The sequence below is a fragment of the Serratia sp. CY47444 genome (assembly GCF_052168635.1).
Classification (GTDB): domain Bacteria; phylum Pseudomonadota; class Gammaproteobacteria; order Enterobacterales; family Enterobacteriaceae; genus Serratia; species Serratia bockelmannii.
Genome location: NZ_JBJNMH010000004.1, coordinates 61,804 through 77,557, shown reverse-complemented (window position 1 = coordinate 77,557; position 15,754 = coordinate 61,804). Strand labels below are relative to the sequence as shown.

13 protein-coding genes are annotated in these 15,754 nt (G+C 60.1%); 7 read left to right on the top strand and 6 right to left on the bottom strand.

Features of this window, described 5'->3' with window-relative positions:
• Positions 1–129 precede the first annotated feature (129 nt).
• Both ibaG and murA read left to right on the top strand, forming a co-directional pair.
• Positions 130–384 (top strand): BolA family iron metabolism protein IbaG, encoded by a 255-nt coding sequence (gene ibaG / locus ACJ8IL_RS08600; RefSeq protein ID WP_025304370.1) that lies wholly within the window; start codon positions 130–132, stop codon positions 382–384.
• A gap of 55 nt (positions 385–439) precedes the next feature.
• Entirely contained in the window at positions 440–1,699 is a 1,260-nt protein-coding gene (gene murA / locus ACJ8IL_RS08595; RefSeq protein ID WP_004937068.1) for a UDP-N-acetylglucosamine 1-carboxyvinyltransferase, read from the top strand.
• 71 nt (positions 1,700–1,770) lie between these two features.
• On the opposite strand, the gene degS is transcribed toward murA, so the two are convergent.
• The 3 genes from degS to zapG form a co-directional block, all read right to left on the bottom strand.
• Entirely contained in the window at positions 1,771–2,829 is a 1,059-nt protein-coding gene (gene degS / locus ACJ8IL_RS08590; RefSeq protein WP_442516496.1) for an outer membrane-stress sensor serine endopeptidase DegS, read from the bottom strand.
• A gap of 88 nt (positions 2,830–2,917) precedes the next feature.
• A complete protein-coding gene (degQ, locus tag ACJ8IL_RS08585; RefSeq protein ID WP_442516495.1) occupies positions 2,918–4,288 on the bottom strand; it encodes a serine endoprotease DegQ in 1,371 nt (456 codons plus the stop codon).
• A 175-nt stretch (positions 4,289–4,463) separates the two neighbouring features.
• A complete protein-coding gene (zapG, locus tag ACJ8IL_RS08580; RefSeq protein ID WP_004937074.1) occupies positions 4,464–4,865 on the bottom strand; it encodes a Z-ring associated protein ZapG in 402 nt (133 codons plus the stop codon).
• A 231-nt stretch (positions 4,866–5,096) separates the two neighbouring features.
• Between zapG and zapE the strand changes: the two genes are divergently transcribed.
• The 5 genes from zapE to sspB all read left to right on the top strand — a co-directional run bounded on the left by zapE (position 5,097) and on the right by sspB (position 8,797).
• On the top strand, positions 5,097–6,224 hold the full coding sequence (zapE, locus tag ACJ8IL_RS08575) for a cell division protein ZapE (protein ID WP_442516494.1): 1,128 nt from the start codon (positions 5,097–5,099) through the stop codon (positions 6,222–6,224).
• Positions 6,225–6,487: 263 nt separating this feature from the next.
• The gene (gene rplM / locus ACJ8IL_RS08570; protein ID WP_004937079.1) at positions 6,488–6,916 is read left to right on the top strand and encodes a 50S ribosomal protein L13; all 429 of its coding nucleotides are present in this window, start codon (positions 6,488–6,490) and stop codon (positions 6,914–6,916) included.
• A 15-nt stretch (positions 6,917–6,931) separates the two neighbouring features.
• Positions 6,932–7,324: a 30S ribosomal protein S9 gene (gene rpsI, locus ACJ8IL_RS08565; RefSeq protein WP_004937080.1), complete on the top strand. Its 393-nt coding sequence runs from the start codon at positions 6,932–6,934 to the stop codon at positions 7,322–7,324.
• 325 nt (positions 7,325–7,649) lie between these two features.
• Positions 7,650–8,291, top strand: a complete 642-nt coding sequence (gene sspA / locus ACJ8IL_RS08560) for a stringent starvation protein SspA (RefSeq protein WP_025304366.1) — start codon at positions 7,650–7,652, stop codon at positions 8,289–8,291.
• Between the two features lie 5 nt (positions 8,292–8,296).
• Positions 8,297–8,797, top strand: a complete 501-nt coding sequence (gene sspB, locus ACJ8IL_RS08555) for a ClpXP protease specificity-enhancing factor (RefSeq protein WP_025304365.1) — start codon at positions 8,297–8,299, stop codon at positions 8,795–8,797.
• 62 nt (positions 8,798–8,859) lie between these two features.
• Here sspB and ACJ8IL_RS08550 read toward each other — a convergent pair whose 3' ends face one another.
• The 3 genes from ACJ8IL_RS08550 to gltB all read right to left on the bottom strand — a co-directional run bounded on the left by ACJ8IL_RS08550 (position 8,860) and on the right by gltB (position 15,397).
• Positions 8,860–9,339 carry a hypothetical protein gene (locus ACJ8IL_RS08550; protein ID WP_025304364.1) on the bottom strand — a complete coding sequence of 160 codons (480 nt, stop codon included), beginning with the start codon at positions 9,337–9,339 and terminating at the stop codon, positions 8,860–8,862.
• Positions 9,340–9,503: 164 nt separating this feature from the next.
• Entirely contained in the window at positions 9,504–10,922 is a 1,419-nt protein-coding gene (locus ACJ8IL_RS08545) for a glutamate synthase small subunit (RefSeq protein WP_043141970.1), read from the bottom strand.
• 14 nt (positions 10,923–10,936) lie between these two features.
• On the bottom strand, positions 10,937–15,397 hold the full coding sequence (gene gltB / locus ACJ8IL_RS08540; protein ID WP_025304362.1) for a glutamate synthase large subunit: 4,461 nt from the start codon (positions 15,395–15,397) through the stop codon (positions 10,937–10,939).
• Positions 15,398–15,754: the final 357 nt, after the last annotated feature.

Here is a 15,754-nt window from a genome sequence, read left to right as displayed (position 1 = left end):
GCCGCCATTGCGTGGTAAAACGATACAAAGCCCCTGTTATGCAGGGGCTTTTTCTTTAGTTTAAGAAAACATCGTATTCCACTAAGATACTAGGCTGTTTATGATCCTTTAGCGGCAGAACTGGATACTATGGAAACCAACGAGATTAAAGACGTGCTGATGCAGGCATTGGCACTGGATGAAGCACATGTGACGGGCGACGGCAGCCATTTTCAAGCGATCGTGGTCGGTGAACTGTTCGCCGGTATGAGCCGCGTCAAAAAACAGCAGACGGTTTACGCACCGCTGATGGAATACATTGCTGACAACCGCATTCATGCCTTGTCTATCAAGGCGTACACCCCTGAAGAGTGGCAGCGAGACCGCAAACTCAACGGATTTTAAGGCTGTTTGCCCTGCTGGGCGGGCAGCTTCAGATTAGATAACAGAGAGTAGTCAGATGGATAAATTTCGTGTGCAGGGTCGGACCCGCCTGAGCGGTGAAGTGTCTATTTCCGGGGCCAAAAACGCCGCCCTGCCGATCCTGTTCGCCGCCCTGTTGGCGGAAGAGCCGGTCGAGCTGCAGAATGTCCCGAAGCTGAAGGACATCGACACCACCATTAAACTACTCAACCAGTTGGGTACCAAGATTGAGCGTAACGGTTCGGTCTTCGTGGACGCCAGCGGCGTGAACGAGTTCTGCGCCCCTTACGATCTGGTGAAAACCATGCGCGCTTCCATCTGGGCGCTGGGGCCGCTGGTGGCGCGCTTCGGCCGCGGTCAGGTTTCCCTGCCGGGGGGCTGCGCGATCGGCGCGCGTCCGGTCGATCTGCACATCACCGGCCTGGAGCAACTGGGTGCCGAGATCAAGCTGGAAGAAGGATACGTTAAGGCGTCCGTCGAGGGCCGTCTGAAGGGTGCGCACATCGTCATGGATAAGGTGAGCGTGGGCGCGACCGTAACCATCATGAGCGCCGCGACTCTGGCGACCGGCACCACCGTTATCGAGAACGCCGCACGTGAGCCGGAAATTGTCGATACCGCCAACTTCCTCAATACGCTGGGCGCGAAGATCAGCGGCGCCGGTAGCGACAAGATCACCATCGAAGGCGTCGAGCGTCTGGGCGGCGGCGTGTATCGCGTGCTGCCTGACCGCATCGAGACCGGGACCTTCCTGATCGCCGCCGCGGTTTCCGGTGGCAAAGTGATGTGCCGCAACACCCGCCCGGATACGCTGGATGCGGTGCTGGCCAAGCTGCGCGAAGCCGGTGCCGATATCGAAGTGGGTGAAGACTGGATCAGCCTGGACATGCACGGTAAACGCCCGAAAGCGGTCACCGTGCGCACCGCGCCGCACCCGGGCTTCCCGACCGACATGCAGGCCCAGTTCAGCCTGCTGAACCTGGTGGCGGAAGGCACCGGCGTCATCACCGAGACTATCTTCGAAAACCGCTTCATGCACGTGCCGGAACTGATCCGCATGGGCGCGCACGCGGAAATCGAGAGCAACACCGTGATCTGCCACGGCGTTGAGCAGCTGTCCGGCGCTCAGGTGATGGCGACCGATCTGCGCGCTTCCGCCAGCCTGGTGATCGCCGGCTGCATCGCCGACGGCGTGACCGTCGTCGATCGCATCTATCACATCGATCGCGGCTATGAGCGTATTGAAGACAAGCTGCGCGCGCTGGGTGCGAACATCGAACGCGTGAAAGGCGAGTAAGTCATTAGCGCCGGCGCGGCTGCGTCGGCAGGATGAAAATCAAAGGGCCGGCTATCAATGCCGGCCCTTTTTTAATTACTGTCATCCGGGAATTCACCCACCGTCATTTTCAGCGTAATGCGTTTGCCGTCGCGCAGTACGATAACCGGTATCTCGGTGCCCGGCCTGATCTCCGCGACCTGGTCCATGGTTTCCAGCACGGATACCGCCGGTTTGTTATCCACGTTGATGATGATGTCATTGATCTGGAAACCGGCGCTGCTCGCCGGGCCGTTCGGCGTAATTTCGGTCACGATGATGCCCTGCAGGCGATCGATGCCGGAATTGGAGGAGCGCAGCGGAATGATCTCCTTGCCCTGAATGCCGAAATAGCCACGGATAACGCGGCCGTCGCGGATCAGCTTGTCCATGATTTTGGTGGCCAGTTCAATCGGAATGGCAAAGCCGAGACCCTCCGGCGTTTCACCGTCGGTGATTTTGTCATAGGTCAGGGTATTGATGCCGATCAGCTCGCCCAGCGAGTTGACCAGCGCGCCGCCGGAGTTGCCGCGGTTGATTGAGGCGTCAGTCTGCAGGAACGTCTGGCGGCCGGTGGTGCTCATACTGATGCGCCCGGTGGCGCTGAGGATGCCCTGAGTGACGGTCTGCCCCAGGTTATACGGGTTGCCGATTGCCAGCACCACGTCGCCGACGTGGGCAACGCGATTTTTATTGGTCGGGATCACCGGTAAATTGCCGGGATCGATCTTCAGCACCGCCAAATCGGTCAGGCCGTCGGAGCCGACCAGCAGCGCTTCGTAGCGGCGGCCATCCTGCAATACCACGGTGATCTGCTGAGCGTCTTTGATCACGTGGCGGTTGGTGATGATATAGCCGCGTTCGTTCATGATCACGCCGGAACCGAGCGACAGCACGTTGGCGGCGCCGTTCAGGTTGCGGTTGTAGATGTTCACCACGGCGGGCGCGGCGCGGCGCACTGCCTTGTTGTAGCTCACAGGCGTTTCGTCGCTGGTATTCTCGGTTTTCTCTGCAAACAGGCCGTTGGAAGAGCGCAGCATGGGCAGGACAGCCAACAGCAGGCCGGCAACGATGAGACCGATAACGACAGAACGCAAGAGCTTAGCAAACATGGAGTTTTCGTGGTGTGGTGAACGATGCTCGGAGGATAGCATGAGTTAACCGGGCGCAGTATGTCACCGAGCCCGGTTTTTGCACAAATTAACGCAGCAGCAGATAAATGGTTTCGTTACCGCGTACGATATTGAGCGCCATCACCGGTGGTTTGGCTTCCAGCACCTTGCGCAGCGCGGTGATGCTGTCCACGCGCTGACGGTTGACGCCGATGATCACGTCGCCTTTTTGCAGGCCGATTTGCGCCGCCGTTGACCCTTTATCCACGTTCTCCACCTTCACACCCTTGTCACCGCTCGGCAACGCGCCGTTACTGAGGGAGACGCCCTGCAGCGCCGGCGACAGCGTTTCGGCATTGGTCGAGGCGCTCTCGCTGTTATCCAGCGTGACCGAGACTTCCTGCGGTTTGCCATCGCGCAGCAGGCCCACCTTGAGGGTTTTGCCCGGCGCGGTGGTGCCCACCTTGGCGCGCAGTTCGGCGAAGCTGCTCACCGGTTTACCGTCGACGGAGACCAGGATATCCCCAGCCTTGATGCCGGCCTTGGCGGCGGCGGATTTCGGCAACACTTCGCTGACGAAGGCGCCGCGCTGTGCGTCGGTGTTGAAGGCTTTGGCCATATCCGGAGTCATTTCGCTGCCCTTGATGCCCAGCAGGCCGCGTTTCACTTCGCCGAATTCAATCAGCTGCTGGCTCAGGTTCTGCGCCATATTGCTCGGAATAGCGAAGCCGATGCCGACGTTGCCGCCGCTCGGCGCCAAAATGGCGGTATTGATGCCGATCAGCTCACCATTCAGATTAACCAGCGCGCCGCCGGAGTTACCGCGGTTGATCGAGGCGTCGGTCTGAATGAAGTTTTCCAGCCCTTCCAGATTCAGGCCGGAACGCCCCAACGCCGAGATAATGCCGGAGGTAGCGGTTTGGCCCAGGCCGAACGGGTTGCCGACCGCGACGGCAAAGTCGCCGACGCGCAGCTGATCGGAGTCGGCCATCTTGATGGCGGTCAGGTTTTTGGTGTCGCTGAGCTGCAGCAAGGCGATATCGGATTGCTCATCGCGGCCAACCAGCTTGGCGTCCAGCTCGCGCCCGTCGTTCAACTGCACGCGGATTTTATCGGCGTTGTTGATGACGTGGTTGTTGGTCAGCACATAGCCTTTGGTGGCGTCGATGATGACGCCGGAACCCAGCCCTTCAAACGGGCGGGAGCTCTGCTGTTGACCGGGGAAGTTAGGGCCGAAGAAGCGTTTGAACTCTTCCGGCAACTGTTGACGCTGCACCTGAGTGCCAGCGACATGCACGCTCACTACGGCGGGCAGGACTTTTTCCAGCATCGGTGCCAGGCTCGGCAGCGGCTGCCCCTGAACGGCGACGGGCAGGGCCGCGTTGGCCACCGGTACGGAGCTGAGCGTCAGGCCGAGGCTAATTGCCAATGCACTAAGAATTAAAGACTTTTTCTTCATTGATGATAACTCTCTCAAGACCTGCCGATGAAAATTTGATGATAAGGCAATCACCTTGTCATAGTGAAGGGTAAGACCGTGAATTTGCGTGCAAAGTTCAGTAAAGGTAATACGAGGGAAGGTCAAGACGGTAAACGGGGGAAAACCCGCGGGTGGCCCCGCGGGCGAAGGGATATCAGTCGCGGCGCGCGCTTTGGCCGCGCAGCAGGCCGGAGGCGCCTTCCGAATAGTCGCGCGGCATTTCCACCGGCGCCTGATCGTTGTCTGCTTCCGCTTCGGTCAGGCGATAGCGGAACGGATTTTCCTGCATCGGCAGGTCCGGCAGCAGGTTGTTGGAGCTTTTCGCCATGTGCTGATACAGCTGACGATAATCGCGTGCCATGTTGTCCAGCAGCTCGGCGCTGCGGGCAAAGTGGCCGACCAGCTCCTGACGGTACTCTTCCAGCTCGGTTTTGCTCTTGTCCAATTCGTTCTGCAGGACTTGTTGTTGACGTAATTTACGGTTGCCAAAACGCATCGCCACCGCACCAATCACGATACCGACGACCAAACCAATCAGCGCATACTCCCAGGTCATGATGACTCCTATTTTGACTTCGTTGTTCCGCAGGGATTTTTCACTTAATAATATCCACTATAACCGTTAACCTTGTCCGAGTGGAATCCTGATGCGCTTCCACCTAATTTTTACAGGGTTTTCAGCGGCGCCCGCAGCGGGCATTTGTGGCGATAACGGTGCGAATCGGCATCAACTTGCCGCCAACGTTGGCTAAATAATTTCTAAGCGTTCTTAGGGAACATCGAACAAATGCAGGCACTATCACCGTTATCTCGCTACCAGCAGGCGCTGGACGCGGGGGAATATCAGGCCGATGAGGTTCAACGTCGGGCCGTTACTCAACTGGATCGCATTTATCAGGCCCTGCTGCAAAAGCCTGCGGCGAGCGCGCCGACCGGCGGGCTGCGCGGCAAGCTCAATCGCTTGCTGGGCAAGGGCGGCGAAACGGCGCCGCAGCGTCCGGTGCAGGGGCTGTATATGTGGGGCGGCGTCGGGCGCGGCAAAACCTGGTTGATGGACATGTTCTTCCACAGCCTGCCGGGCGATCGCAAAATGCGTCTGCACTTCCATCGCTTCATGCTGCGGGTGCATGAAGAGCTGACCGAGTTGCAAGGGCGGGAAAACCCGCTGGAAATCGTCGCCGACGGCTTCAAGGCCGAGACCGATGTGTTGTGCTTCGACGAATTCTTCGTGTCCGACATCACCGACGCCATGCTGCTGGCCACGCTGCTGCAGGCGCTGTTCGCGCGCGGCATCACGCTGGTGGCCACGTCGAACATCCCGCCGGACGATCTGTACCACAACGGTCTGCAGCGGGCGCGTTTCCTGCCGGCCATCGATCTGATCAATGAGTACTGCGACGTGATGAACGTCGACGCCGGTATCGATTATCGTCTGCGTACTCTGACCCAGGCGCACCTCTACCTGACGCCGCTGAGCGACCAGACGCGCGAAACGCTGGACCGGATGTTCGTCAAGCTGGCGGGCAAGGCGGGGGAGGAGGCGCCGATGCTGCAGATCAACCATCGGCCGCTGCAGGCGATTCGTTCGGTGGACGGCGTGCTGGCGGTGGATTTCCACACGCTGTGCGAAGAGGCGCGCAGCCAACTGGACTACATTGCGCTGTCGCGGCTGTATCACAGCGTGATCCTGTATAATGTGCGGGTGATGGGGCCGCTGAAAGAGAATACCGCGCGCCGTTTCCTGGCGCTGGTGGACGAATTCTATGAGCGTCACGTCAAGCTGGTGATCGGTGCCGAGGTGTCGATGTTCGAGATCTACCAGGGGGAGCGGCTGAAGTTCGAGTATCAGCGCTGTCTGTCGCGCCTGCAGGAAATGCAGAGCGAAGAGTACCTCAAGCTGCCGCATCTGCCCTGAGCCCGTCGGGTCTATCGCCGGTTGCCCGCCGCCGGCGATAAATTTATTTTCCATTCAAAAACCGTTCGATCTTTGTGAGCGACTTCTCTATAATCTTGCGACCCCACGTTACAACAAAGTTTTTTTCCCAAAAACTTTATAGTGCCGGCAATGGCTATTCGAAGGGGTAGGTTTGCTGGACTTGTATGGTCGTGTGAGCCTCAACTGTTTTCGAGCGTTTGGGTGTTCACCAACGTGTAACTAATTATTGGGTAAGCTTTCTAATGAAAACTTTTACAGCTAAACCAGAAACCGTAAAACGCGACTGGTACGTTGTTGATGCAGATGGTAAAACTTTAGGCCGTCTCGCTACTGAACTGGCTCGTCGCCTGCGCGGCAAGCATAAAGCGGAATACACCCCGCACGTGGATACCGGTGATTACATCATCGTTCTGAACGCTGACAAAGTTGCTGTAACCGGCAACAAGCGTACAGACAAAGTGTACTACCACCACACCGGCCACATCGGTGGTATCAAGCAAGCGACCTTTGAAGAGATGATTGCCCGCCGTCCTGAGCGCGTGATTGAAATCGCGGTTAAAGGCATGCTGCCAAAGGGCCCGCTGGGTCGTGCTATGTTCCGTAAACTGAAAGTTTACGCGGGCACCGAGCACAATCACGCGGCACAGCAACCGCAAGTTCTGGACATTTAATCGGGATTAATGGCAATGGCTGAAAATCAATACTACGGCACTGGTCGCCGCAAAAGCTCCGCCGCTCGCGTCTTCATCAAGCCGGGCAACGGTAACATCGTTATCAACCAGCGCAGCCTGGAACAGTACTTCGGTCGCGAAACTGCCCGCATGGTAGTTCGTCAGCCGCTGGAGCTGGTCGACATGGTTGGCAAACTGGACCTGTACATCACCGTTAAAGGTGGTGGTATCTCCGGTCAAGCTGGCGCTATCCGTCACGGTATCACCCGTGCACTGATGGAGTACGATGAGACTCTGCGTTCTGAACTGCGTAAAGCTGGCTTCGTCACCCGTGACGCTCGTCAGGTTGAACGTAAGAAAGTCGGCCTGCGTAAAGCACGTCGTCGTCCGCAGTTCTCCAAGCGTTAATTTTCGCTGCTTCGGCAGTGCGATTTACGCAAAAAACCCGGTGCTTCACCGGGTTTTTTTATGCCTGAAATCCGCCGTCCCCGACTAAAATCTGTGGCATATCAGACAATTCAACATGAATTCACCGCACCGTCCCCACAAAACAAGCAAAATCTGGTAAACTATCACCCACTTTTGCGCCTGTTCGCCGTGCAGTTGACCTCCTGGGCCGGTTTTTCATGGGCTCGGGTCGCGCTGCGTGCTGCCGGCCTGCGGCAAGATTATTCAGGATAGCAGCCTGTCAGTTGGCTATTCGCAGTATTTTCTAGATAACTTGGAGGTTTTCATGGCTGTCGCTGCCAACAAACGTTCGGTAATGACGCTGTTCTCTGGCCCGACCGACATTTTTAGCCATCAAGTACGTATCGTACTGGCGGAGAAAGGTGTCAGCGTCGAGATCGAGCAGGTCGAAATGGATAACCTGCCGCAAGATCTGATTGACCTCAACCCTTACCAGACGGTGCCTACGCTGGTCGATCGCGAACTGACCCTGTATGAATCCCGCATCATCATGGAATACCTGGATGAGCGTTTCCCACACCCGCCGCTGATGCCGGTTTACCCGGTTGCCCGTGGCGAGAGCCGTCTGATGATGCTGCGCATCGAGAAGAACTGGTACTCGCTGATGGACAAGATCGAGAAGAGCAGTGGTCAGGAAGCGGAATCCGCCCGTCGTCAGCTGCGTGAAGAGCTGTTGGCGATCGCGCCTATCTTCGGCCAGACGCCGTATTTCATGAGCGAAGAGTTCAGCCTGGTGGATTGCTACCTGGCACCGCTGTTGTGGCGTCTGCCGCAGCTGGGCATCGAATTGAGCGGCGCCGGCTCTAAAGAGCTGAAAGGCTACATGACCCGCGTCTTCGAACGCGACGCTTTCCTGGCTTCCCTGACCGAAGCCGAGCGTGAAATGCGCCTGCAAACCCGGGGCTAAGCGCGATGGACATGTCTCAGATGACGCCGCGTCGCCCGTATCTGCTGCGGGCGTTCTACGACTGGCTGCTGGATAACCAGCTGACGCCGCACCTGGTGGTCGACGTGACTCGCCCGGATGTTCAGGTGCCGATGGAGTTCGCGCGTGATGGCCAGATCGTGTTGAATATCGCGCCGCGCGCGGTAGGCAACCTGGCGTTGGGCAACGAAGACGTGCAGTTTAACGCACGTTTCGGCGGCGTGCCGCGTCAGGTTTCGGTGCCGATGGCAGCCGTACTGGCGATTTATGCGCGTGAAAACGGCGCCGGCACGATGTTCGAACCGGAAGCCGCCTACGACGAGAGCGAAGGCGTGTTCGAAGGTCTGGACAATGAGACGATCCCGTCGGAAACCTTGATGTCGGTGATCGACGGCGATCGCCCGGATACCGCGGAAGATGACGGCCCGGACGACGAACCGCCGCAGCCGCCGCGCGGTGGCCGCCCGGCGCTGCGTGTGGTGAAATAAGCCCGCGTGAACAAACGAAAAAGCACCCCGTGGGGTGCTTTTTTTTGCCCGGACGAAGCGGATCAGCCTTTCAAGGCGGCAATGCAGGCATCGCGCGGCGCGCTGAGATCGCCTACGCGCACGGTGGACAGCGCGTGGGCTGCACGCTCACGGAAGCTGGTGATGGCGGTGTCGCCTTGCACTTCCGGTGGCGCGGTGCAGATGTCATTGAGCGGCAGATCGTTGCCTTTGTTGAGCGCCTGCAATACCGCCGCCGGGTTGTAGATCAGGGCCGCGGAGAGGGCAGATTTAATGCCGGCGGTAAATCCGGCATTGCCGCCGCCGGCCAGCTTGGGCGCCAGAGCAATCCAGTTGTCGTCCCCCAACCGGATGCTGTTTTCCACGGCGCTGAACTGCCCGGCCTTGCCCAACTGCGCCACGACCGGCCGCGCGCCGCGCGCTTCGATATTGTAACCGACCTCCTGCGAATCCAGCGCCAGGGCTGAGGCGCTGAAACTGACGGCCAGCAGCGCGCCGGCCAACAGGGAAATGGAGCATTTCATGTTCGCTATCCTTATCTCGGTGTCAGGCGCAGCCGCGCCCTGCAATGGTGCTAACTCAATACTATAGCGCGTTGAGGCAGTGAGGAGAGGGGCGGTTGTTACAAAGCGTGGCCGGTTAAAACAAAGGCCCGGCAACGTGCCGGGCCTTTGGCGGTACGGAAGGTTTACACTTCCAGGTAGTTCATGATGCCGTCTGCCGCTTTGCGGCCTTCGGCGATCGCCGTCACCACCAGGTCGGAGCCGCGGACCGCGTCGCCACCGGCGAAGATTTTCGGGTTGCTGGTCTGGAATGCGTTGTCGCTGCCTTCCGGCGCCACGATGCGGCCCTGTTTATCGAGCTGCACGTCGTGCGCCGCCAGCCAGTCCATACGGTGTGGGCGGAAGCCGAACGCCATCACCACCGCGTCGGCGTCGATCACGTGTTCGGAACCCGGTACCTGCTCCGCCGCCTGACGGCCGTTGGCATCCGGTGCGCCCAGCTGAGTGCGCACCATTTTCACCCCGGCCACGCGGCCGGCGCTGTTCAGTTCGATGCTCAGCGGCTGCAGGTTGAACTGGAAGTCCACCCCTTCTTCCCGCGCGTTCTTCACTTCGCGCTTGGAGCCCGGCATGTTGGCCTCGTCGCGGCGGTAGGCGCAGACGACCTGCGTCGCGCCCTGACGCACCGAGGTACGCACACAGTCCATGGCGGTATCACCGCCGCCCAGCACCACTACCCGCTTGCCTTCCATGCTGACGTAAGGCTCGTGCTGCTCGGTTTCATAGCCCATCAGCTGCTTGGTGTTGGCGATCAGGAACGGCAGCGCGTCGTACACGCCCTGCGCTTCCTCATTCTCCAGGCCGCCGCGCATCGACTGATAGGTACCGACGCCGAGGAACACCGCATCGTACTCGCTCAGCAAGGTCTCCATGCTGATGTCTTTGCCCACTTCGGTGTTCAGCTGGAACTCGATGCCCATCTCGCTGAAGATGCCGCGGCGTTTGACCATCACTTCCTTTTCCAGCTTGAAGGCCGGGATACCGAAGGTCAGCAGGCCGCCGATCTCAGGATGACGGTCATACACCACCGCTTTGACGCCGTTGCGGGTCAGCACGTCGGCGCAGGCCAGCCCGGCAGGGCCGGCACCGACGATCGCCACGCGCTTGCCGGTCGGTTGCACGTGCGACATGTCCGGCTTCCAGCCCATTTCGATGGCCTTATCGCTGATGTAGCGCTCGATATTGCCGATGGTGACCGCACCGAACTCGTCGTTCAGGGTGCAGGAGCCTTCGCACAGGCGATCCTGCGGGCACACGCGGCCGCACACTTCCGGCAGGCTGTTGGTCTGATGCGCCAGGTCCGCCGCTTCCATGATGCGGCCTTCGTTGGCCAGTTTCAGCCAGTTCGGGATGTAGTTGTGCACCGGGCACTTCCACTCGCAATACGGGTTGCCGCAGGACAGACAGCGGTCCGCCTGGGCCTTGGCCTGGGTTTCCGAAAACGGTTCGTAGATCTCGACGAACTCGATTTTGCGGATCTTCAGCGGTTTCTTTGGCGGATCAACACGCTGCAGGTCGATAAATTGATAAACGTTCTGGCTCATTAATGACCTACCTCTTACTGCGCCTGCACCCGCAGCTCGGCTGCGGAGCGGCTACGGTGACCCAACAGCGCTTTGACATCGCTGGACTTCGGTTTGACCAGGGCGAACTTTGGCGCCCACTCCGGCCAGTTGGCCAGGATCTCTTCCGCGCGGGAAGAGCCGGTCGCCTGCACGTGTTCGGTGATCAGGCCGCGCAGGTGCTCCTCATGGATCGCCAGCTGATCGACATCCAGCACTTCCACCAGCTCCGGATTCACGCGCTTGCGGAACTCGCCATCTTCGTCCAACACGTAGGCAAAGCCGCCGGTCATGCCGGCACCGAAGTTGATGCCGGTTTTACCCAGCACACAGACGATGCCGCCGGTCATGTATTCGCAGCCGTTGTCGCCGATGCCTTCCACCACGGTGATGGCGCCGGAGTTGCGCACCGCGAAGCGTTCGCCCGCGCGGCCGGCAGCGAACAGCTTGCCGCCGGTGGCGCCGTACAGGCAGGTGTTGCCGACGATACTGGCTTCATGGCTGCGGAAGGCGGAGCCGATCGGCGGACGCACTGCGATGCTGCCGCCGGCCATGCCTTTGCCGACATAGTCGTTGGCATCGCCGGTCAGGGTCAGCTCGACGCCGCCGGCGTTCCAAACGCCGAAGCTCTGCCCGGCGGTGCCGGAGAAGTGCGCCTTAATAGGATCGGCCGCCATGCCCTGATCGCCGTGCACGTCGGCGATCGCGCCGGACAGCATGGCGCCCACGGAGCGGTCGGTGTTGCGAATGTCGAAGTAGAAGGTTTTACCCTGCTTCGCTTCGATGTACGGCTGCGCCTGCGCCAGCAGCTCTTTGTTCAGCAGGCCCTTGTCGAACGCCGGGTTGCTGCTTTCGGTGCAGTACACCGCTTTGCCCGGATGCGGCGTGGCGGTTTTCAGCAGCGGCGACAGATCCAGCTTGTTCTGCTTGGCGGAGATGCCGTCCAGCTCGGTCAGGAACTCGGTGCGGCCGATCAGATCCACCAGTTGGCTCACGCCCAGTTGGGCCATGATCTCGCGGGTTTCACGCGCGATAAACTGGAAGTAATTCGTCACGCGTTCTGGCAGGCCGTGGTAGTGATCGCGGCGCAGCTTGTCGTCCTGAGTCGCGACGCCGGTCGCGCAGTTGTTGAGGTGGCAGATGCGCAGGTATTTGCAGCCCAGCGCCACCATCGGCCCGGTGCCGAAGCCGAAGCTTTCCGCGCCCAGGATCGCCGCTTTGACGATGTCCACGCCGGTTTTCAGGCCGCCGTCCACCTGCAGGCGGATCTTGTGGCGCAGGCCGTTGGCCACCAGCGCCTGCTGGGTTTCCACCAGGCCCAGTTCCCACGGACAGCCGGCATATTTCACCGAGGACAGCGGGCTGGCGCCGGTGCCGCCGTCGTAACCGGCGATGGTGATGAGATCGGCATAGGCTTTCGCCACGCCGGTGGCGATGGTGCCCACGCCCGGCTCGGACACCAGTTTCACCGAGATCACCGCCTTCGGGTTGACCTGCTTCAGGTCGAAGATCAGCTGCGCCAGATCTTCGATCGAGTAGATGTCGTGGTGCGGCGGCGGGGAGATCAGCGTCACGCCCGGCACTGAATAGCGCAATCTGGCGATGTACGGAGTGACTTTGTCGCCCGGTAGCTGGCCGCCTTCGCCCGGCTTGGCGCCTTGCGCGACCTTAATTTGGATCACGTCGGCGTTTACCAGGTAGGCCGGCGTCACGCCGAAGCGGCCGGAGGCCACCTGTTTGATGCGCGACACCTTGTTGGTGCGGTAGCGCGCCGGATCTTCGCCGCCTTCGCCAGAGTTGGAGAAGCCGCCGAGACCGTTCATGGCGATCGCCAGCGACTCGTGCGCTTCCGGGCTCAGTGCGCCGATCGACATCGCCGCGGTGTCGAAGCGTTTGAACAGCGACTCCGCCGGTTCGACCTGATCGACCGGGATCGGTTCACCTTTCGGCGTGATGGCCAGCAGATCGCGCAGCATGGCGATCGGTCGCTCGTTCACCAGCTTGGCGTAGGCCTGGTAGTCGCTGTACTCGCCGCTGTGCACCGCTTTTTGCAGTGAGTTCACCACGTCCGGGTTGTAGGCGTGGTATTCGCCGCCGTGTACGAACTTCAGCAGGCCGCCTTGCTCCAGCGGCTTGCGTTTCAGCCAGGCGCGCTTGGAGAGGTTCTGCAGATCCTGCTGGAAGTCGCTGAAGCTGGCACCGCCGATGCGGCTGACCACGCCCTGGAAGCACAGATCCGCCAGATCGCGGTGCAGGCCGACCGCTTCGAACAGCTTGGAGCAGCGGTAAGAGGCGATGGTCGAGATGCCCATCTTGGACATGATCTTGTACAGGCCTTTATTGATGCCGTTGCGGTAGTTCAGCATCACGTCGCGGTATTTCTTGTCGATCGCCTGGCTGTCCACCAGTTTGGCCAGGGTTTCATAGGCCAGATACGGGTAGATGGCGGTCGCGCCGAAGCCGAGCAGCACGGCGAAGTGGTGCGGATCGCGGGCGCTGGCGGTTTCAACGATCAGGTTGGCGTCGCAGCGCAGGCTTTTCTCCACCAGGCGGGTTTGCACGGCGCCCACGGCCATTGGAGCCGGTACCGGCAGGCGGCCGGGCGCGATGGCGCGGTCGGACAGCACCAACAGCACTGCGCCTTCGCGCACCTTGCGTTCCGCTTCGTCGCACAGGGCGCGAATGGTCTGCTCCAGATCCTGCTGCTGCGGATCGAAGGTCAGATCGAGCGTCTCGGCGCGATAGTATTCGCCTTCCAGCGTGGTGAGCTGTTTGAAATCGGAGTACAGCAGGATCGGCGATTTGAAGCTCAGGCGGTGCGCCTGGCCTTCGGCTTCGCAGAACACGTTCATTTCACGCCCGATGCTGGTGGCCAGCGACATGACGTGCGCTTCGCGCAGCGGATCGATCGGCGGGTTGGTGACCTGCGCGAACTGCTGGCGGAAGTAGTCGTAAACGATGCGCGGCCGGCTGGAGAGCACGGCGAACGGGGTATCGTCGCCCATCGAACCGGTGGCTTCCTGGCCAATCTCGCCCAGCACGCGGATCACCTGATCCAGCTCTTCGCTGCTGTAGCCGAACTGTTTCTGGTAGGTTTCGAGCTGCGCGTCGTCGAGCTCGCGGCTGCCGACCTGATCGTCCGGCAGATCTTCGAACGGCACCAGGCGTTTGACGTTTTTCTCCATCCACTCTTTATACGGGTGGCGGCTTTTCAGATCGTTGTCGGTTTCCGCTGAGTGCAGGATACGGCCGCTGCGGGTGTCGATCACCATCAGCTCGCCGGGGCCGACGCGGCCTTTTTCCACCACTTCATCCGGCTGGTAATCCCAGATGCCGACTTCGGAGGCGCAGGTGATCAGCTTGTCTTTGGTGATCACGTAGCGCGCCGGGCGCAGGCCGTTGCGATCGAGGTTACAGGCGGCGTAGCGGCCGTCGGACATCACGATGCCGGCCGGGCCGTCCCACGGCTCCATGTGCATCGAGTTGAAGTCGAAGAAGGCGCGCAGATCGCCATCCATGTCCGGGTTGTTTTGCCAGGCCGGCGGCACCAGCAGGCGCATGGCGCGGATGAGATCCATCCCGCCCGCCAGCAGCAGCTCCAGCATGTTGTCCAGCGAACTGGAGTCGGAGCCGGTTTCGTTGACGAACGGCGCGGCGGCCTGCAGATCCGGGATCAGCGGCGTTTGGAATTTGTAGGTACGGGCACGCGCCCATTGGCGGTTGCCGGTGATGGTATTGATTTCGCCGTTGTGCGCCAGGTAGCGGAACGGCTGCGCCAGCGGCCAGCGCGGCACGGTGTTGGTGGAGAAGCGCTGGTGGAACAGGCAAATGGCCGACTCCAGGCGCAGGTCCGCCAGATCGAGATAGAAGCGCGGCAGATCCGCAGGCATGCACAAGCCTTTATAGATCGTCACCAGGTTAGAGAAGCTGCAGACGTAGAAACTGTCGTCCTGCACGCGTTTCTCGATGCGGCGACGTGCCACGAACAGGCGGCGCTCCATATCGCGCGGGCGCCAGCCGGCCGGGGCGTTAACGAAGATTTGCTCGATGCGCGGCAGGGAGGAGAGGGCGATTTCACCCAGCACGTCCGGGTTGGTCGGCACTTCGCGCCAGCCGACGATCGACAGCGTTTCGTTTTGCAGCTCTTCTTCCACGATGCGGCGGCTGAGGCGCGCTTCCTCTTCATTCTGGCTGAGGAACATCATGCCGACGGCGTAGTTCTTGGCCAAACGCCAGCCGCGCTCTTCCGCCACCATGCGGAAGAAGCGATCGGGTTTTTGCAGCAACAGGCCGCAGCCGTCGCCGGTCTTGCCGTCGGCCAGGATCGCGCCGCGGTGCTGCATGCGGGCCAGCGCGTGAATGGCGGTGCGCACCACCTTGTGGCTAGGTTCGCCTTCTATGTGGGCGATCAGGCCGAAACCACAGTTGTCCCTCTCTTGGGATTTATCGTACAACATATCGTGAACCTCCCCAGGCTCTGCGTGACTCTCACAACCTACTGCGAGGGGGCTTCCCAATTTCAGGCAGAAGTCCAATCAGCAAGTTAACCCCGCCAATCTGCTTTTCCGCCCTCCATCAATGGCCTCTCGTGACGGTCTCACAAGTGGTATAGGACTTGTTTTAAGAGGGAGTCTTCAATTACTGCATAAATATGACGAGACGTTTGCCCGTCCAGAAAGCTTCCAGCGGACTTCCAACTTAGCGAGAAAGAATTCGCAGGTCAAATGTGGGCTTAAGATAGATTCTTATCGAATTAATGATGTTTATTTATTTGATAAATAAGTAATTTAATGCATTTTTGCACTGTCGTGGGG